Origin of the sequence: Gaetbulibacter saemankumensis DSM 17032, from assembly GCF_000425645.1 — a bacterium.
Classification (GTDB): domain Bacteria; phylum Bacteroidota; class Bacteroidia; order Flavobacteriales; family Flavobacteriaceae; genus Gaetbulibacter; species Gaetbulibacter saemankumensis.
The window spans coordinates 1,179,940-1,198,937 of record NZ_KE384430.1; the positions used below are offsets into that span (position 1 = coordinate 1,179,940).

Sequence of the window (18,998 nt, forward strand, 5' to 3'; positions counted from 1 at the left end):
ATGAAAAAATATAGTATTTATATCGGCATATTAATCTTGGGTGTGTTACTGGGCTTGTTGTTCGACTCATCGCACACCTCTGAAAATCATAGCGAAAATGAAGCAACTCAGGATGCGGTTAGCTATTACACCTGTTCTATGCATCCTAGTGTACGTCAGACCGAACCTGGAGATTGCCCTATATGTGGTATGGAATTAATTCCTGCCGAAGAAGGCAGTGATGGATTATTACCAGAACAGTTTAAGCTTAGTAAAAATGCCATGGCCTTAGCGAATATTCAAACAACCATGGTTGGAGAGCCCATAGGAACTTCTGGTAAGATGATGCTTTCGGGGCGTATCGTTGAAAATGAATCGACAAATCAAACCGAGGTGAGTTATGTTTCGGGACGTATCGAGCAATTGACCGTAAATTATGTTGGCGAAAAGGTTCAAAAAGGACAATTGGTGGCCAAAATCTATTCTCCTGAATTATATGCGGCTCAGCAGGAATTATTAACAGCTGCGACTTTGAAGGTATCGCAGCCGGCCCTTTATCAGGCTGTTAGAAATAAACTGAAACTCTGGAAATTATCGGAGGCTCAGATCGATAAGATTGAATCTTCTGGGGAAGTGGAGTCGGCTTTGTCTATTTACGCGACCATATCCGGAACGGTAACAGAAAAATTAGTGAATCAAGGCGATTATATTAAACAGGGACAGCCGCTGTTTAAGATTGCGAATTTACAGTCGGTATGGGCAAATTTTGATGTCTACGAAAATCAGATAGACCAGCTTAAAACCGGACAATTAGTTCAGGTGTATACTAAAGCGTTTGGAGATAAAGTTTTTGAAGGCCGTATTGATTTTATCGATCCCGTATTAAACAATAAAACCCGTACTGTAAACTTAAGAGTGGTTTTAAATAATACAAAAGGCTTATTGAAACCAGGGATGTTTGTAAGCACTTCGATAAAAAAGGCGACTAAGGAAGCTAACGAGCTAATAGTCATACCTGCGTCTAGTGTGTTATGGACTGGAGAAGAGTCGGTTGTGTATTTAAAAGTGAAACCAGATGAACCAGTATTTGAAATGAAGCGTATTATACTAGGAAGTCGTATTGGTGATGCTTTCGAAGTTCTTGACGGAGTGTCTGTAGGGGATGAAATTGTTACTAATGGTACTTTTACGGTAGATGCGGCTGCGCAGCTTCAGGGGAAAAAGTCAATGATGAACACGGGCAACGAGCCAATATCGGAAACCCCTAAAATTAGCGTTTCCAAAGTGTTTCAAAAGGAGTTTTCAGAAGCCTTGGAGGCTTATTTGGTGCTTAAAGATGCTTTTGTAGCTAGTGATGCAGTAACTATTTCAAAAACGGCAGATGAATTGCTTAAGACGTTACAAGCAATCACTCAAGTTGAGGTGGCTGATGCGAAACCTTATGTCGATGCGAGTATAGAACAAATAAAGCAGATTGCAGAGGCTGAGGATTTAGCTCTGCAGCGGGAGCACTTTGTTAGTTTAAATGAGCATATGATTCTGATTACTCAACATATGCATCATTTAAATAAGCCATTATATGTGCAGAAATGTCCAATGGCTAATAATAACAAAGGAGCCTCCTGGTTAAGTGCAGAACAAGAAATAAGAAACCCCTATTTTGGAGACGCCATGTTAAAATGTGGAGAAGTAATACAAACGATAAAATAAAAATTAAAATCATGAAACAAGTATTTTTAAGTGTAGCCATTGTAATGGCTATGGGATTAACAAGTTGTAAAAATGAAGCAAAACAATCGAATGAGGCTACAGCTGAAGTAGCGGTGTCTTCAGAATTAACTCAGGTAACCTTTGGGGTACGAGGTAACTGTGGCATGTGTAAAAAAACTATTGAAACGGCGGCGAATGCTGTGGATGGTGTTGAAAAGGCTGTTTGGGATGTTGATAAAAAACAAATAGCTGTGGCCTTTGATGCTTCGAAAACTAATATGAAGACCGTACACGAAGCCATTGCAGCTTCAGGTTATGATACGGATAAATTTAGTGGAAGCGAAACGGCTTATGAAAATTTGCCAGGATGCTGCCAATACGACCATAGCATGGAAATGGCTGTTACCAAATAATTTCGAAAAGGTACTAATGCATAATGATTAACTTTTTTACCACAGTCTGATGTTGTTTTGTGATTTTCATAAAATAAATACCTTGTGGTAAAGAAGTTATGTTAATGGTCGGTTGTTGTTTGGTAAGGTTATACGTTTTTAAAGCTTTGCCGCTTACATCAAATAACTCTACCTTAAAAGCGTCTTGAGTATTCCATTTAAAGTAGATGTTCTTTTTAGCTGGATTCGGATAGAATGTTAAGTTATTAAGTCCATTAGATTGATTAACATTTAAAGGCTCGGAAACCTCCTGTATAGGTTTGCCTGACCACGGACAAAAGTATTTTACCGTATTTACCCAGTAATTCGTGTTGAGTTCCACATCGGTATAAGGGCAACCATCACATACTTCGGTTGTAGAATCAGCCAGTTCCCATTGGTCAGGAATAAAGTGCCAGTTAAACCAGTAGGAGCCACTTTTGTTATGTCCGCCATTACCAAAATCAATAGGGCCGTTTATAAATTTACGTTCCTCAATAGGTTTGGCTATTTCAGCGAGCACGCTATTAATTAAATCCGTATTGGAAGTGGCCGCAATAAAGCTATTATCTCTGGTTTCGTTATACCCACAGCTGGTATTAAATTCAAAATACCTAAGTGTTTGTGCCTGAGAATATAAGCCGATACAAAGAAGGATGCAAATTGAGAGTAAATGTTTTTTCAATATAAAAGTATTTGGGTGTAATAAATTATTTTATGATATAAATACGTTTACGCATTATAACTTATATACGAAACAGAGTTAAGAAGCGGATAGCTCACATGTAATAATTTTGAAATATAATAAATACTTAGTTTCTTAAAAGAATATAGGCATTCAAAGAAGTGGCAATTAAAAGCCAGATGCCATATGGTAACAGTAAAAAGCTTTTCAGTTTAAGAAAGGGCAGATATTTAAAAAATAACAGCCAAACAAGAACCGTAAGACCGGTTATTATAGCAAGACCTCCTAATACTTGATGAAAATAAAAAAATGTTGGGTTCCAACTCACATTTAAAACCCACTGCAAGGCATATAACATAATGAGTGTTGTTTTGTGCTGTGTAACAGGCCATAAATAGGCCATGTAAATGCTAAAACAAATCATGATTCCTGTCCAGGCGGCACCAAAAACCCAGCCGGGTGGTGTCCATGGCGCTTTATTTAAATTAGCATACCAGTTAGACCCTACACCTTCACTGGTAAATAAACTACCTATAGCTAATGCTCCAAAATTTAAAATAAGGAATAAAATGAGTCTGTAAACCATGAGAATAATGTTACTTGATAATGCTAATATATGAAGTTCTGTTTCAAGATTGCATTAATCTGTCAGTAAAAGTTAAATATATCCCCCCGAATTAACTGCCGTTTTTATCTTTATAAATAAAAAATTGCTCCACAAGGGACAATTGAAGCCTCATGGAGCAAAATTCAAATAATTATAGCGCTTTAGGTTATAATTTAGATAATTGTAATAGCATTAGGGTGCCTGTAAGATATACATCATTGCTAAGCGTGTTAAATACGAGGGCAGCCTTGAAAGGAATAGTAATGGTTTCAGAGCTTATGATGTTTTTGTAAAATGAAACCCCTATGTCATTAAATCCAGGCTTTTTGTTGTAAAAGGATGCTCCCGATGGATCTTGCCAACTAAACGAATATCCGGCATGAAAATATACTTTGGCATTTGGAAATTCCCAGGCATATTGTAAGCTAAAGAACTGGGAGTAACGTTGTTCACCGCGACGAAGTGGAATGTTATTTTCAGCATCTTCCTGAAGTACGCCTCGGTCGCGCCCATACACAAGGGTTGATGAACCAAATTCCAAATGTTTAGTAAGTTTTACATTTAACATAACATCTAACATGCCGCGTGTCGAGCTGGGTTTAAAATCGAAAAAACCGTCTGGAGTAGGTCTGTTAGTAATACCTTGTGTAAAGTTGTAATACCAATCGGCTCTTATATTGAATTTAGGCTGGTAGTAGCCTAGTATTAAATCGGTTTCTACGTAACCATTGTTAAAAGAAGAGCCGCCATAGGCTCCAATTATAAAGTCGCCTAATTTAACTCCTGCCTGTGTAGCGTAAACAGGTGTACGTGATGGGACTACGCCTCTAAATACATTCATGGTTTTAATGGTGAAAGACATATCCCAGGTAATTTTATTGGAATCATCAAGGTGTATAATACTGTCTTGAACCATATTGTTTTCATTTTGTGCTAAAGTAAAAAGGCAAGAAAATACAAAAACAAGGAAGAATGACATGTGGTTCGGTTGGTGTCGAGCTGCTTTCATAAGTTTATTATAAGTTAGTGTGTTGTATTAGCTTTTATATGGAAAGTGTTATTTAGTCTATTTAAATTGACCATGCATAGCATGGCGTAATGGCCTTAGTTTTAAATGTTATAATTCCGAGAAATTATTGATTCAGTTGTAGTTAAAGATATTAAAATGTTAAACATTAGACAATAAGATGCTTTTATTTTTTATGAGATTGATGATTATATCTATGAAATTTCTCCTTAAAAAAAGAATTCTAGTGACTTATTAAGAGATTATGAAATTTAAATAGTGTTGTTACTAATTTATTTTAAATTATGTATATTAGGCTACACAATTCTAGTGTGTTAACCCAAAATATCTTACGAAATGAAAAAATATCTGTTTATTTTTTTCGGGCTATTACTATTGACAAGTTGTGGCTCTTTATATTTAACCGATTCCAAAAATATAAGTAGCCAAAAAAATAAGTACGATAAGATTTTGGTGATTTCACGCTTTGCTAATATGACGGCACGTGTGAGTCTGGAGGATGCCGTAGTAAATAAGTTATTAGAATCTAATATTAAAGCAGAGGCTTCTTATAAAACTATAAAAACGGAGCGCTTGTCTAAGGAGTTGTCTGAAGAGCAAGTAGAAGCTATGGTAGACGATCTCGCGAGTAAGGGATTTACAGGAATTATAATCAATAACTTTTTAAGTAAAGATCAGTATCAGGATGTGGTGTCAGGAGGGGCTTATATGCAATATTACCCGGTGCGCTATGGTAGGTTCGGACGTTATATAGGTGTTTATCCAATGACAACCTGGGCTCCAGATACGATAGAGTCCGGAGTCGAATTTTCTTTAGAAAGTTGTTTGTATGATATTCAGGTAGATAAGGAAGATAATTTACAGTGGGTAGGACATTTTGTTATAAAAGATCCCTCTAATTTATCTCAGGTCTCAAAGATTTACGCCAAAGAGCTGGTTAATAAGTTGTTAGAGGATAGTGTTGAGCCTTAATGCGTTTTCAGTACCAATCATAATAAATAGGAATGTTAATTATGTTAAAAATTTTAACATTTTAACATAACGTATTGAATTGAAATTTATTAGATTTATTAAATAATTATTAACCTATTAGGTGCATGGTTTATTGTTGGGAACGCAATAAACTTTAAGTTGTTCCAGATTAATTAACTAACTATGAAAATAAAACTACCTGTAATTTTTTCTTGTTTTATACTGTTTATTTATGGTTGTGAAGAACCATTAGATCCTATAATTGAAGCTGTCGATAAGACCAATGCAACCTTGCAAAAGTATGATTGGCAATTGGTTCAATTCTTAATTGATGTTAAGGATGAAGATATTCCACCGCCATTATTGTTTGATAGTTCCGATGCCTTAATTCGAGAGGGGAAATACGATTTGGATGATATGGTGTTAGATGCTAGTGATATGCAAACTTACACCGTAAATTTTACGAAAGATAGAAAAATTATTACCACAGGGGGGCAGATAGATCTTTTTGGTGATGATGAACCTACCTATTTTGTCGTGAACCAAAAAAATATTCGTATTAATGCTGAAGAAGCCTTGATTTATGACTACATATACGATACAAATAGGCAAGAAATGAACTTTACGGTGAATGAAGGTAGTGCCTCACGATTAATTGAAAAAATAAATCAAAAACTTGTAGATAATGTAGCGAATAGAACACCAACAAAAATAGGTAATGCCATTGCGAAATTACTTTTTAATAATGAGAGTTTACAGAAGTTAATTAATGATGTTATTGTTGATGCCATTTCGGGTAAGCTAGAGTTTATTAATGAGTTCGATCCCGATGAGGCGGCCAGGTTGCTGGCAAAAGAAATATTAAATGCTTTACAGCAGGTTGACTGGGAAGGGAAACTTACGGAACTTTTAAAAGTTGAATTAGAGAAAATTACCAATATTGATCCGGACCAGGTCTCAGAGGAGATTGCTAATGAAATAGCTAATTTTGTTAATGAACGGATTTCTGAAGAAGGGATTTATAATCTACTCTTGCCATACGTTGAACAAATACCAACCAATTCAGAACAGATTGCTGAAACTATTGCAACACTTGTAGTTAATTTGTTTTTTGAGGTCTTCGATGAAGATACCGTACAGCCAGTTTTAACAGCGGCATGGGAGAGATTTACCGAACTGGATGAGCAACAAGTGGGTGTGATATCCGATACTTTAGCTTATTATGTTCAGGATATTTGGGTGAATCAGGAAAATATATCCAATATCATACTGCCATTTACAGAAAGAATAGATGAAACTTCTATTTTTGAAATGGGGGCACTGGCAACAGAGGCAACCAATGCTATTAAGGATTTGGTAGACTTAATTAATGAAAAATTCGAAGATGTTAATTTAGCGCCAGACTACGATAGTATGCAAAGTACTATTAAGGCGGCTTTTATTGCAGCGAAACCTCTTATAGGTTTGGCAGGCGGTCCTGAGAATGCCGCGAATGATGTGGCTAATTTGTTGTTGTCGCAGTTCTTAAATAAAGAAAATATAAGCAGTGTATTTACTTCTGGTATTAATTACCTGCAGTCTATAGATTCAGAGTTGGCAGGAACCACGATAACCCGTTGGTTGCTTAGTTTAGAGCCTGAAATATCTCCTGTTATCATTACTTATTTGCGAGATTTACTTAGTCCAATATTAGACAATATTAATCCGGAACTAACAACTTTTATCATTGCTAAGGCTTTAAACAGTTTTGTAGAACAGAATGTAACCCCGGAAAATTTAAAAACTATTTTATTTCCGATACTTGATGCCTTTGCCAATTTAAATGCAGAAGCAGTGGCTAATTTTATAGCAAAACAAATTTTAGCTTTAGATATCATTAAAGATACCATTACCGAAGAAAATATCGCGGCTATTTTATTGCCTATTCTTGAATCTATACAACAGACAGACGTCGAGCAAGTGGTTCAAAATTTAATTGATGCCATCGTAGCCAGTGGTATTTTTGAAGATACCATTACAGAAGAACGTGTAGCGACTATAATATCTATTCTTATTTATAAGGCTTCCTGGGATAATGTTCAAATAGCTAATAATTTTAAAAGCGCAACAATTGTATTAAGACATGATTAAACAAAAAACAATATACATTGTAATTGTATTTTTAATTACAACTTTTGCCTCTTATGGCCAGTATACAAGTATAAGTCTTGGAGATAAATTAGAGCACTACAGAGATAGTTTAAAGCGTACACCCTACGAATGGCGTTTTCCTATCATGGGAGATAAACTTAGAAAAATGGGGTTCGACTTACCCTATCCAAACGGACTTGGTTTAAATATTACCTCGTCTCAATTATATTTAGGTTTAAGTGATGCTTTTGTAGGATTTGATGAAGGTGATTTAACACCTATCGATAATTTTGCCAGATTTAGAAGCCTTAAAGCCGATGTAATAGCGGCAACGCTTCGCTATGATGTATGGCTTTTACCATTCTGGAATGTATATGGTATAGTTGGTGAGATATATAGCGGGCAGGAAGTTAGTTTAGGTCTTCCTTTTGAAATGACCTTTAATACAAGACCTAAGACTAGTACCACAGTTGGTTGGGGTACGGTGGTCGCTGGAGGTGTAGGGCCTTTAATAGTATCGGGTGATTTTACTATGGCCTGGACTTATAGCAGTAGTTTAGATAAGCCCAGTCGTTCCATTGTTGTAGGGGGCCGAATAGGACATTTAATCCGTTTTCCAAACAAGCCGGAAATGAGATTGGCTCTTTTGGTTGGGGCCCAATATCTCGGTTTATCGCGCCCGGGAGAAGGCGCCTTAAACTTCGATAAAAATTTGGGTATTACTCCAGAAAAGAAGGAAAGAGCATTAGAGCAATTAAATGGGTGGTATGATGGGCTGTCAGATAGAGAACAAGAGGTTTTAGAACCTTTTTACAGTGGCGCTTCAAGATGGTTATCAAGCGATGATCCTATCTTACTTCATTACAGATTTAATAAATTCTTAAATAATCCGGTGAGTTTAAGTACGGGCTTTAATTATCAAATAAACCATCGTTATACCATAACGGGTATCTATTCGTTTTTAGGTAGCAGAAAACAACTAGTAATTGGTTTGGGGTACCGTTTTGGATTTAAAGGAAAAAACATTTTAAGTGGATTAACTTTGTAGTGCCTGATATTAATTTTTTAGTTGGATTTCTCATGTAATTTAAAAAAGATTGTCGTATTTTTAATAGTAAATCTTATGGGTTTTAACGAATTAAATTATTGACTCTGTGAAATTACCATCCCTTATAATCGTTTTGCTGTTGTTCGGACAAAGTTTTGCTCAAAATATTGATTTTAAAGAATATTTAATTTTAGGAGTGGACCGAGCTGAAGAGCTGGCTTCGGCTTATACAGAACCCTTAAATGAAGGATTAATGTATGCTCTTTCAGGTGGTTGGTATAATTCGGCTCGAGTTAAGAAAAAATGGAATATGGAGCTGTCTTTGGTTACGGTAGGTTCTTTTGTTCCCAGTGAGAAGCAGTATAAAGAATTAGATCTTTCCAAAATAGAAAATTTAGACGTTGTAGGTAGTAATAGTAATATTGTTCGTATTCCAACTATTCTGGGGAGTACTTCATCTAATGTGAGGTTTGCAGCTACCGTAGATGGTGAAACCTATGAGTTTGATGCACCAACTGGTATTGGTTTATTTAAAATGGATTTATTACCAAGTCCTTTTTTACAGTTGGGTTTAGGTTTGCCAGCAAGCTTTGAAATTACATTCCGGTATTTTCCAAAGGTAAAAATTGATGAAGGCTCGGTGGGTGCTGTAGGTGTTGGATTAAAGCATGAATTTACAAAAAGCATAAACCGAATAAATGAATGGCCATTGGCAATATCTGCTATGATGGCATATACACGATTGGATGCGAAATATAATTTTCAGGCTGATGGTTTTGTGAAAGGTGATTCCCAAAGTGCTAAGGGCTATTTAAATACCATGTTATTTGAAATGATAGCTTCTTCTAAAAATCCAATTTATAATGTTTATGGCGGGCTTGGCTATGTAATTGGCCGCTCACAATATGATTTGAATGGTAATTATATTATTGAATTAGATAATAAAACGCTAGAATTCCACGATCCCTTCAGTATGGAAACGAAAATTTCCGGAGTGAAATTAAGTGTGGGAGCAAATGTTAATATAAGTAGTTTTAGTATTAATTTAGATTATACATTCCAGGGATATAATAATCTTGCATTAGGTATTAACTATAAACTAAGAAATAAATAAAATAGGCTCCCATCACCTTGTTATTCTATGCATTCTAGAGTAACCGATTTGCCCACCATACAAATGCTTCCCATTTCTTTGTTTTCTGAGTATTTAAAATGAACCGTTTTGCCTTCTTCTAATGCGATATTAAAATCGTTAAGATTGGTAGGTTCTAATTTGCTCTGATCTTCCAGTTCTATAACCCAACCACAGCCATCAAGACCGGTTAGATCTTTTAAAGTACCAGTAGTATTCGGGCATTTTGCGGTTTTGCAGGATTGCAAACTCATACTTAATAAGCTTATGCATAAAATTGATGTGATGCTTTTTTTCATAATTATTATTTTTTATTCATGTTGTTTTAAATTTTCGGGAAGCAATTCCTTAGGAAACGATTGATAACTTACAGGGCGCACCCAGCGTTTAATAGAATGCACGCCAACGGCTGTGAATCTTGAATCCGATGAAGCGGGATAAGGTCCGCCATGTTGCATGGCTGCACAAACTTCTACTCCTGTAGGGACCCCATTAAAGATAAGTCGACCCACACGGTTTTGTAAGGCATCAATTAGGGGAGGTAAATCTGGGTATTCTTCCTGTTCAGCCATAATAGTTCCAGTTAGCTGGCCTTCTAAATCCTCTATGATGGCCAATAATTCATTATTGTTTGCAACTCTAACCACTAAAGAAAACGGACCAAATATTTCCTGATGTAATTTAGAATGGTTTAAAAACGTTTTACCTGAAACCGTAGCAATAAGTGCATCAGCATAATTAGGCTTGTTTGCGTTTTTTATATCTGTTACAATTTGTAAATCATTTGCTGTTTTTATGTCCTGAGTTAACTGTTCATAACGGGCTTTTATGTTAGGGTGCAACATGCATTGCGAAGGAATCTTACTAACTTGTTTTGCTAATTCCCGAATAAAATCACTGGTGTTGTCACTTTCCATGGTTAAAATAAGCCCGGGGTTAGTGCAAAACTGACCCGTGCCTTGAGTGATTGAATTTGCATACATTTCGGCTATTTTTTTATAGCGTTTTTTTAATGCTTTACCAGTAATTACGACAGGGTTGATGCTGCCCATTTCAGCAAAAACAGGAATAGGTTCAGGACGTTGTGCGGCTAAATCGAACAAAGCACGGCCGCCACTAATACTTCCGGTAAAACCAACCGCTTTAACTCTAGGATGTTTTACGAGTGCAGTACCAACGGTTTTTCCTCGCCCGATGATATGCGAAAAAACGCCATCAGGCATGCCTGTTTCCTGAGCGGCCTCTATTATGGCTTGGGCTACCAAAGAGGATGTTTTTAAATGCATTTCATGAGCTTTAACAATAACGGGGCAACCTGAAGCCAGAGCACTTGCGGTATCACCCCCAGCTGTTGAATAGGCTAAAGGGAAATTACTGGAGCCAAAAACAACAACCGGACCTAACGGAATCTGGGTTTTCCTTAAATCCGGTTTAGGATTAGGTATTCTTTTAGGTTCTGCCTCTTCTATAATGGATTCTCGCCAATTGTTGTTGTGAATAAGTTCGGCAAAAGATCGAAGCTGAAAAATGGTACGAGCGCGTTCGTTAATTGCACGAGCTTCAGTTAATCCTGATTCTTCCTTATAGCTTTCTATTAATTTATTGTCAAGTTTTAAAATATTATCGGCAATCTTATTAAGAAATCGAGCACGTTGTGGGCCTGATATGTTTCGGAAAGTTATAAATGCTGAATGTGCTAAGTTAGCCGCTTCACTAACTTCTTCTAAAGTGGCTTCATAGAAAATGTTAGAATTCTCGGTATTCGTTTCCGGATTGATAATTTTAAGGGTTTCATTGCTTTTACTACTTAATCGATGCCCTATATGATTTTTGCCTATAATATTCATCTTGAAAATATGTTATGCCCTTATGGTGAGAGTATAGATAAAAAAGCCGATGTTCTTTATAAAACCGCTAATTTGTGTAAAATTAGCAAAAAGGAATCAGAAGAATTCACGGATATTAAAAAATCATTCCTCACATTGTTTTCATCTGACTTTAATTTTATTACTTTAGCATCTTAAATTTTAAAAACTAAATAAATAAAAATGAAAATAATTAAATCATTAAGTGTTGTAACTGTTGGTTTAGTAATGGCTTCATGTAATAATGGGGGTGTTACTAAAAAATCTTTAAATACTGAAATTGATTCAGTGAGTTATGCAATAGGAATGGATGTTGCGAGAAATGTTAATACGAATGTTGCTGAAATAGACAAAGACTTATTTATCCAAGGGTTTGTAAATGCGGTTGATTCTACCGATGTACTATTAGAAGCGGAACAAGTACAAGGTATTTTAAGTTCTTATTTTCAAAAGAAACAAGCAGACGCTAGAAAGAAACAACAAGAAGAAGCTGAGAAAAAAGCTTTAGAAGAATTTGGTGAGAAAAAAATTGAAGGTGAAAATTTCTTAGCAGAAAATAAAGGTAAAGAAGGTGTTCAGGTTACTGAAAGTGGTCTTCAATACATTGTTTTAAACGAGGGTGACGGTGAAAAGCCAAAGGCTACATCAAGAGTAAAAGTACATTACCATGGTACTTTAATAGATGGTACTGTATTTGATAGTTCTGTTGATAGAGGGGAGCCTGCAACCTTTGGTGTTGGTCAGGTAATTAAAGGATGGACTGAAGGGTTACAGTTAATGTCTCAAGGTGCTAAATATAAATTCTTTATTCCTCAAGAATTAGCTTACGGTGCTACACCACGTCCAGGAGGAAAAATTGAGCCATTTGCTCCATTAGTTTTTGAAGTAGAACTTATTGAAGTAATGAACTAATTATATTAGTTTCTTAAAATTATAGTTGAAAGCAGGAATTAATTTCCTGCTTTTTTCGTTTATATAAGTTGTAAATAGCACAATAAATAAATCAAGGTTGTAAATTTGCAGCGAATTTAATTGTAGCACTATGAGCCATAAAGCCGGTTTTGTAAATATTATTGGAAATCCAAATGTTGGTAAATCAACTTTAATGAATGCCTTTGTTGGTGAAAAACTTTCTATTATTACATCGAAAGCACAAACTACAAGACATAGAATTTTAGGAATTGTAAATGGTGATGATTTTCAGGTGGTGTTATCGGATACACCAGGGATTATAAAACCAGCTTACGAGCTGCAAGAGTCTATGATGGATTTCGTGAAATCGGCTTTTGAAGATGCCGATGTCTTGCTTTATATGGTTGAAATAGGTGAGCAGGAATTAAAAGATGAAGCCTTTTTTAATAAAATTACGGGTTCTAAAATTCCAGTATTACTTCTGCTAAATAAAATTGATAAATCCAATCAGGAGCAGTTAGAAGCACAGGTGCAGCTGTGGGCAGAAAAAGTGCCTAATGCCGAAATATTTCCTGTGTCGGCTTTAGAAGGATTTAATGTGAAGGAAGTTTTCGACCGTATCATTGAACTACTACCAGAATCTCCGGCATTTTACCCAAAAGATCAGTTAACAGATAAGCCAGAGCGTTTCTTTATAAACGAAACCATTCGTGAAAAAATCCTATTGCATTATAAAAAGGAAATTCCTTATGCTGTTGAAATAGAAACTGAGGAGTTTCATGAAGAAGATAATATAATTCGTGTTCGTGCCGTAATCATGGTGGAACGTGAAACACAAAAAGGAATTATTATTGGACACAAGGGGAGTGCATTGAAGCGTGTAGGTGTAGAAGCGCGTAAAGATCTGGAAGCCTTTTTCGGAAAGCAAATTCATTTAGAAACCTATGTGAAGGTTAATAAAAACTGGCGCAGTAATCAAAATCAATTAAGACGTTTCGGGTACAATCAAAAGTAGATTCAATTAAAAAATATTCAAAATGGCTTTAGCACTTTAAGTGTTAAGGCCATTTTGGTTTAAAAGGTCTTAGTACTGTTGTCATAAATTGATGTAATTCCTGCATTTCATCTTTGCTGGTTGCTTTCCCAATGCTACCAGCAATATATAGGAATACCCAAACAATAACCATAAGTAACATAACGGTGAGTTGTGCCGAATAAGAGGTGTCTAATGTCCAGTTACTGTAAGCCCATATGCCAAAGGCAACAAAAATTAGAATCACAATAAAGTGAGAAAACATAAATAGTGTCCAAACCGTAGGGTTGGGGCCAAACAAGCCGTGGACTATAGAACTGTTATCCTCTGCCTCATTAATTTCCAAATGTAATTGAGGCGACCAGAAATGTTGTTTGTGTTTGGGGAATCGAATAAAGACATGATCGTCAATCCGACTTAAGATAAAATCAGATTGCGCGTTTTTTAAAGCTTGAAAAGCCTGAAGAAGCGTTTCATTATTCTCCTGCATTTTAATTTTAAAACGAGGCCTTAAAATAATATCATTGGTGCTTGTCATATTCACTTTGTTTTCAACATTTAAAATAAGAATATTTAATTAAAATTGAAACAATTTTAATCTTTTGTAAAAAAGAACTTTAGCAAGGGGATATTTCCTATTTTTGCAAAATATTTAAGAAGTAATAAACTGAATTTATCAGCCACTGGCTGTTTATATAATTTACAAAATGAGTAATATCGTAGCCATAGTAGGTCGTCCAAATGTTGGAAAATCAACTTTTTTTAATCGTTTAATTCAACGTAGGGAAGCCATTGTTGATGCTGTAAGTGGAGTTACCCGAGACAGACATTACGGTAAGACCGATTGGAATGGAAAGGAATTTTCATTAATCGATACCGGAGGATATGTTTTAGGTAGTGATGATGTATTTGAAGCAGAGATTGATAAACAGGTGGAATTAGCGATTGATGAAGCTGATGCTATTATCTTTATGGTGGATGTGGAGACAGGAGTTACCGGTATGGATGAAGATGTGGCTAACTTACTTAGAAAAGTTACCAAGCCTGTATTTCTGGTTGTTAATAAAGTAGACAATGCTAAGCGTGCCGAAGATGCTGTAGAATTTTATTCTTTAGGCCTAGGGGAGTATTTTACCGTGGCAGGAATTAATGGTAGTGGAACCGGGGATTTATTAGATGCGGTTGTTGAAGCTTTACCAGAGAAGGAAGAAGTTATTGAAGACGAATTACCGCGATTTGCTGTTGTCGGGCGTCCTAACGCTGGAAAATCATCGTTTATTAATGCTTTAATTGGAGAAGATAGATATATTGTAACCGATGTAGCTGGCACCACCCGAGATGCCATCGATACAAAATACAACCGATTTGGTTTTGAGTTTAACTTAGTAGATACCGCTGGAATAAGACGTAAATCGAAAGTAAAGGAGGATTTAGAATTCTATTCTGTGATGCGTAGTGTACGTGCAATTGAACATGCCGATGTGTGTTTAGTGGTATTTGATGCTACCAGAGGGTTCGACGGACAGGTTCAGAATATATTTTGGTTAGCGGAGCGTAATCGTAAGGGTATTGTTATTCTTGTAAATAAATGGGATTTAGTAGAAAAAGATCATAAATCTGTAAAAGAATACGAAAAAGCCATTAGAAAGCAAATCGAACCATTTACAGATGTACCTATAGTATTTATTTCTGCCTTGTCAAAACAACGTATTTATAAGGCTATTGAAACGGCTGTTGAAGTTTATAAAAACCGTACCAAAAAAATAAAAACCAGTCAGTTGAACGAGGTGTTTTTACCTTTAATTGAAAATTATCCGCCGCCAGCTTATAAGGGTAAGTTTGTTAAAATTAAATATGTGATGCAGTTGCCTACACCACAGCCACAGTTTGCTTTTTTCTGTAACTTACCACAGTATGTTAAAGACCCGTATAAACGTTTTTTAGAGAATAAATTACGTGAATATTTCGATTTTACAGGAGTGCCTGTAAGTGTGTATATGCGCAAGAAGTAAAAACGGTGCAAACAAAAAGCCCTGAATATTTATTAAATATTCAGGGCTTTTTGTTGTTACCAACTACCTCCAGCACCGCCGCCCGAGAATCCGCCGCCGCCAAAGCCACCACCGAAACCACCGCCACCGAAGCCGCCACCAGAACTACCTCCATAGCTTCCGCGTCCCATATTGCTTAGAATGATGGCATCCCAGATATCGAAACCGCCATGTCTGTTTCCGCCTTTACCATTATTTCCTCCACGTCCACGTTTGTTTTTAGACAGGGCTAGGATGATGAAAATGATTATAATTATTATAAAAATGAAGTTTGGAGAATCCTCTTTTTTATTGGCTTTTCGAGTGCCTTTGTAAGCACCTGTTAGTACATCAAAAATAGCATCGGTACCTTTATTGAGGCCTTGATAATAGTCACCTTTTTTAAATTCCGGAATGATGATGTTTCGTATAAGTTCGCCATTAATACCAGCGGTAAGGCGATCTTCAACACCATAACCAGGAGCAATCCAAATTTGGCGGTCGTCACGAGCCAGCAAAATAAATACGCCGTTATCTTCTCTGGCTTGTCCAATACCCCAGGCATGTCCCCATCTAGGTGCCAGTAAGCCAATGTTTTCACCTTTCGTAGTGCTAATAATAGCCACGACGATTTGTGTGGTTGTTGTATCGGAGTATTTAATAAGCTTTTCTTCCAGACTTCTCCGTTCTGAACTGGTTAACAGATTCACATAGTCGTAAACCGAGGTCTGTTTTTTAGGTTTTTGTGGAATATCGAATTGAGCGTAAACCGAATTAAAAGCAAAAACACTTATAATTAAAGTTAGAATAGTAACTTTAAAAGTACTTAATGTTTTTCTTTTGTGTTGAAATATCATATTATATATCTCCTTTTGAAATGTCGTCTGAAAGCTCGTTTACATCATCGTGATTCCAAGGAAAGTGAGCTTCCAGTTCTTTTCCGGCATTTAATATACCATCAATAAGTCCTTGTTTAAAATTGCCAGCTTTAAAATGCGTTTGCATGATGTCTTTGGTGTTGTTCCAGAAATCTTTGGGCACCACATTATTTATGCCTTGATCGCCATAGATAACGAACTTGTGGTCCTCGACAGCAACATAAATTAATACCCCGTTTTGTTCTTTGGTATTGTCCATTTTCAGGAGGTGAAACACTTCAAGGGCACGATTGAATGCATCTGTTTTAGCTGACTTTTCAATGTGTACGCGGATTTCACCCGATGTATTGCTTTCGGCTGTACGGATGGCTGCAATGATTTCCTGTTCTTCTTCCTTAGTAAGGAAATCTTCTACTTTAGACATGTTATTTTAGTTAAAATCGAATTCTACATCAACTGGTTTTTCGGCACCAACTTCAGCATCGAAATAAGGCTTTTGGTCAAAATTTAATAGGCTAGCTAATAGTGAATTCGGGAAAGTTTTAATGTGAACGTTATAAGGTTTTATAGCTTCATTATAACGTGTTCTCGCAGTTTGAATGGTGTTCTCTGTACTGGTTAGCTCATCTTGTAATTTTAAAAAATTCTGATTGGCTTTTAAGTCAGGATAACGCTCTACAGTAACTAATAAACTTTTTAAGGCACCACTTAATCCGCCTTGCACCTGATTATACTGAGCTAATTGCTCTGGTGTAATATTGTTAGGGTCAATGCTAATAGAAGTGGCTTTTGCACGGGCTTCAATAACATCGGTAAGTGTTTTGCGCTCAAAATCGGCAGCGCCTTTAACCGTGTTTACAAGGTTACCAATAAGATCGTTTCTGCGCTGGTAAGAGGTTTGTACATTACCCCAAGCTTCTCCAATATTTTCGTTGAGAGCAACAGCTGTATTGTTAAATCCTTTACCCCAAGAGTAAAGTCCAAAAACAATAACAGCAACAATAATCCAAGGAAGCCATTTTTTCATAATACTTATATTTTTAAAATTTTAGTTTCACGAGTTAGACGCATATTAATTGAAGACGTTACGACTTTGCTAAAGATTTATATAACTTACTCAATTAAAGATGGTTTTTTATTTTTATGAGTTGGACTTTAATATCTTCTAACTTACTTACTATTTCATAGTTTGATAAGGTGTCTTTTTTGTCCTCTTTTAAGTGGATTTTTGCTCCCTCTAAGGTAAAACCACGTTCTTTTACTAAGTGATAAATAAGTTTAAGGTTATTAATATCTTCAGGTGTAAATTTTCTATTACCCTTAGCATTTTTCTTTGGTTTAAGTGCATCAAATTCTTTTTCCCAAAAACGAATTAATGAGGTGTTTACATGAAATGCTTTGGCTACTTCGCCAATACTGTAATAGCGTTTTTCGGGTAAATCTATATGCATTAATCTAAAGATTGGTTTTCTATAGAAGCATGCTCCAATAGTTTGTTAAATTCTTCGGCTGTTAAACTTCCGTAGTAGAAATTAATAGGGTTTATACGTTGGCCATCTTTAAAAATTTCGTAATGTAAATGAGGGCCTTGGGAGCGTCCGGTGCTTCCAACAAATCCTATTAAATCACCACGTTTTACTTTTTGATTACGTCTTACGTTGTACTTGTATAAATGGGCATACAGGCTAACATAACCGTAGCCGTGATCGATCCTGATATGTTTGCCATAACCAGTCGCCCTGGAATCAGCGCGTTTAACAACACCATCGCCAGAAGCGTAAATAGGTGTGCCACGAGGTGCTGAAAAATCCATACCCCAATGCATTTTTCGAACCTTTGTAAATGGGTCCGAACGCATACCGTAACCAGATGCCATTCTCGTTAAATCTTCATTTTTAACAGGTTGAATGGCAGGGATAGCCGCTAATAGTTTTTCTTTTTCTTCAGCCAGTTGAGCAATTTCATCTAAAGACTTGGATTGAACAACAATTTGTTTTTGTAGTACGTCGAGGCGTTTACTGGTTTCAATAATGAGTTTAGAATTGTCAAAACCTTCCAGATCTTTGTATCGGTTAATACCACCAAAGCCTGCTTTACGTTGTTCTTCGGGTATAGGATTGGCTTCAAAATATACCCGGTAGATATTATTGTCGCGATCGGCTACATCTGCCAAGACAGCTTCAGCTTCCGCCATTTTTTTGTTTAGTAATTCGTATTGTAATTGTGCGTTTTGTAATTCACGCTTTAACTCACGTTCTTTAGGAGATTCGATATACTGGCTTGCTATAAAAACAAATAAAAATCCAAATAAGGCAGATCCTAAAATAAAGATTGAGGCATACTTGAACGTGGTTCTTTTTTTACGTTCTATTTTCTTATACGAAAGCGATTCTGAATCGTAGTAATATTTTACCTTACTCATTCCTTAATTTATACTATTTTTGCACTTTATTATTTAAAAAGCAATTTATATCAATTTCAATAACAAACGTCTAAACAACTAAAATATTATCACAGTTTTTTACAGATAATAGTAAAAGTAATATAATGTTTTTTAAG

General features: G+C 36.0%; 20 protein-coding genes. 9 read left to right on the forward strand and 11 right to left on the reverse strand.

What is annotated here, in order from left to right:
- Together H611_RS0112070 and H611_RS0112075 are read left to right on the forward strand one after the other, a co-directional pair.
- Complete coding sequence (locus H611_RS0112070; protein ID WP_027138620.1) at positions 1-1,689, forward strand: efflux RND transporter periplasmic adaptor subunit; 1,689 nt, start codon at positions 1-3, stop codon at positions 1,687-1,689.
- An 11-nt stretch (positions 1,690-1,700) separates the two neighbouring features.
- The gene (locus H611_RS0112075; protein ID WP_027138621.1) at positions 1,701-2,102 is read left to right on the forward strand and encodes a heavy-metal-associated domain-containing protein; all 402 of its coding nucleotides are present in this window, start codon (positions 1,701-1,703) and stop codon (positions 2,100-2,102) included.
- A 13-nt stretch (positions 2,103-2,115) separates the two neighbouring features.
- On the opposite strand, the gene H611_RS14565 is transcribed toward H611_RS0112075, so the two are convergent.
- The 3 genes from H611_RS14565 to H611_RS0112095 all read right to left on the reverse strand — a co-directional run bounded on the left by H611_RS14565 (position 2,116) and on the right by H611_RS0112095 (position 4,391).
- Positions 2,116-2,805, reverse strand: coding sequence for a T9SS type A sorting domain-containing protein (locus H611_RS14565; protein ID WP_051238800.1), 690 nt, complete (start codon positions 2,803-2,805; stop codon positions 2,116-2,118).
- A 127-nt stretch (positions 2,806-2,932) separates the two neighbouring features.
- On the reverse strand, positions 2,933-3,391 hold the full coding sequence (locus H611_RS0112090; protein WP_035483808.1) for a TspO/MBR family protein: 459 nt from the start codon (positions 3,389-3,391) through the stop codon (positions 2,933-2,935).
- A 187-nt stretch (positions 3,392-3,578) separates the two neighbouring features.
- Positions 3,579-4,391, reverse strand: a complete 813-nt coding sequence (locus H611_RS0112095) for a hypothetical protein (RefSeq protein WP_157515080.1) — start codon at positions 4,389-4,391, stop codon at positions 3,579-3,581.
- 384 nt (positions 4,392-4,775) lie between these two features.
- On the opposite strand from H611_RS0112095, the gene H611_RS0112100 reads away from it, so the two are divergent.
- The 4 genes from H611_RS0112100 to H611_RS0112115 all read left to right on the forward strand — a co-directional run bounded on the left by H611_RS0112100 (position 4,776) and on the right by H611_RS0112115 (position 9,703).
- Positions 4,776-5,411: a hypothetical protein gene (locus H611_RS0112100; protein ID WP_157515081.1), complete on the forward strand. Its 636-nt coding sequence runs from the start codon at positions 4,776-4,778 to the stop codon at positions 5,409-5,411.
- A 183-nt stretch (positions 5,412-5,594) separates the two neighbouring features.
- Complete coding sequence (locus tag H611_RS0112105; RefSeq protein ID WP_027138625.1) at positions 5,595-7,541, forward strand: hypothetical protein; 1,947 nt, start codon at positions 5,595-5,597, stop codon at positions 7,539-7,541.
- Positions 7,534-8,589 (forward strand): hypothetical protein, encoded by a 1,056-nt coding sequence (locus tag H611_RS0112110; RefSeq protein WP_027138626.1) that lies wholly within the window; start codon positions 7,534-7,536, stop codon positions 8,587-8,589. The genes H611_RS0112105 and H611_RS0112110 overlap by 8 nt, the downstream gene beginning before the upstream one ends.
- 106 nt (positions 8,590-8,695) lie before the next feature.
- Positions 8,696-9,703: a DUF6588 family protein gene (locus H611_RS0112115; RefSeq protein WP_157515082.1), complete on the forward strand. Its 1,008-nt coding sequence runs from the start codon at positions 8,696-8,698 to the stop codon at positions 9,701-9,703.
- Positions 9,704-9,723: 20 nt separating this feature from the next.
- Here the strand turns inward: H611_RS0112115 and H611_RS0112120 are convergent, their stop codons facing one another.
- Positions 9,724-10,020 (reverse strand): hypothetical protein, encoded by a 297-nt coding sequence (locus tag H611_RS0112120; protein ID WP_157515083.1) that lies wholly within the window; start codon positions 10,018-10,020, stop codon positions 9,724-9,726.
- Positions 10,021-10,032: 12 nt separating this feature from the next.
- Complete coding sequence (locus H611_RS14305) at positions 10,033-11,568, reverse strand: aldehyde dehydrogenase (NADP(+)) (RefSeq protein WP_035483810.1); 1,536 nt, start codon at positions 11,566-11,568, stop codon at positions 10,033-10,035.
- 201 nt (positions 11,569-11,769) lie between these two features.
- Between H611_RS14305 and H611_RS0112135 the strand changes: the two genes are divergently transcribed.
- Positions 11,770-12,498: an FKBP-type peptidyl-prolyl cis-trans isomerase gene (locus tag H611_RS0112135; RefSeq protein WP_027138630.1), complete on the forward strand. Its 729-nt coding sequence runs from the start codon at positions 11,770-11,772 to the stop codon at positions 12,496-12,498.
- Between the two features lie 130 nt (positions 12,499-12,628).
- Positions 12,629-13,513, forward strand: coding sequence for a GTPase Era (gene era, locus H611_RS0112140; RefSeq protein WP_027138631.1), 885 nt, complete (start codon positions 12,629-12,631; stop codon positions 13,511-13,513).
- A 43-nt stretch (positions 13,514-13,556) separates the two neighbouring features.
- On the opposite strand, the gene H611_RS0112145 is transcribed toward era, so the two are convergent.
- On the reverse strand, positions 13,557-14,069 hold the full coding sequence (locus H611_RS0112145) for a hypothetical protein (protein ID WP_027138632.1): 513 nt from the start codon (positions 14,067-14,069) through the stop codon (positions 13,557-13,559).
- Positions 14,070-14,238: 169 nt separating this feature from the next.
- On the opposite strand from H611_RS0112145, the gene der reads away from it, so the two are divergent.
- Positions 14,239-15,543 carry a ribosome biogenesis GTPase Der gene (gene der, locus H611_RS0112150; protein ID WP_027138633.1) on the forward strand — a complete coding sequence of 435 codons (1,305 nt, stop codon included), beginning with the start codon at positions 14,239-14,241 and terminating at the stop codon, positions 15,541-15,543.
- Between the two features lie 56 nt (positions 15,544-15,599).
- Here the strand turns inward: der and H611_RS0112155 are convergent, their stop codons facing one another.
- The 5 genes from H611_RS0112155 to H611_RS0112175 all read right to left on the reverse strand — a co-directional run bounded on the left by H611_RS0112155 (position 15,600) and on the right by H611_RS0112175 (position 18,861).
- On the reverse strand, positions 15,600-16,418 hold the full coding sequence (locus tag H611_RS0112155) for a TPM domain-containing protein (RefSeq protein ID WP_035483814.1): 819 nt from the start codon (positions 16,416-16,418) through the stop codon (positions 15,600-15,602).
- A gap of 1 nt (position 16,419) precedes the next feature.
- Positions 16,420-16,863, reverse strand: a complete 444-nt coding sequence (locus H611_RS0112160; RefSeq protein WP_027138635.1) for a TPM domain-containing protein — start codon at positions 16,861-16,863, stop codon at positions 16,420-16,422.
- A 6-nt stretch (positions 16,864-16,869) separates the two neighbouring features.
- The gene (locus H611_RS0112165) at positions 16,870-17,466 is read right to left on the reverse strand and encodes a LemA family protein (RefSeq protein ID WP_027138636.1); all 597 of its coding nucleotides are present in this window, start codon (positions 17,464-17,466) and stop codon (positions 16,870-16,872) included.
- A gap of 94 nt (positions 17,467-17,560) precedes the next feature.
- Positions 17,561-17,890 (reverse strand): MerR family transcriptional regulator, encoded by a 330-nt coding sequence (locus H611_RS0112170; protein ID WP_027138637.1) that lies wholly within the window; start codon positions 17,888-17,890, stop codon positions 17,561-17,563.
- Positions 17,890-18,861, reverse strand: a complete 972-nt coding sequence (locus H611_RS0112175) for a M23 family metallopeptidase (RefSeq protein WP_027138638.1) — start codon at positions 18,859-18,861, stop codon at positions 17,890-17,892. Before H611_RS0112175 ends, H611_RS0112170 begins: the two co-directional genes overlap by 1 nt.
- Between the last annotated feature and the right edge of the window lie 137 nt (positions 18,862-18,998).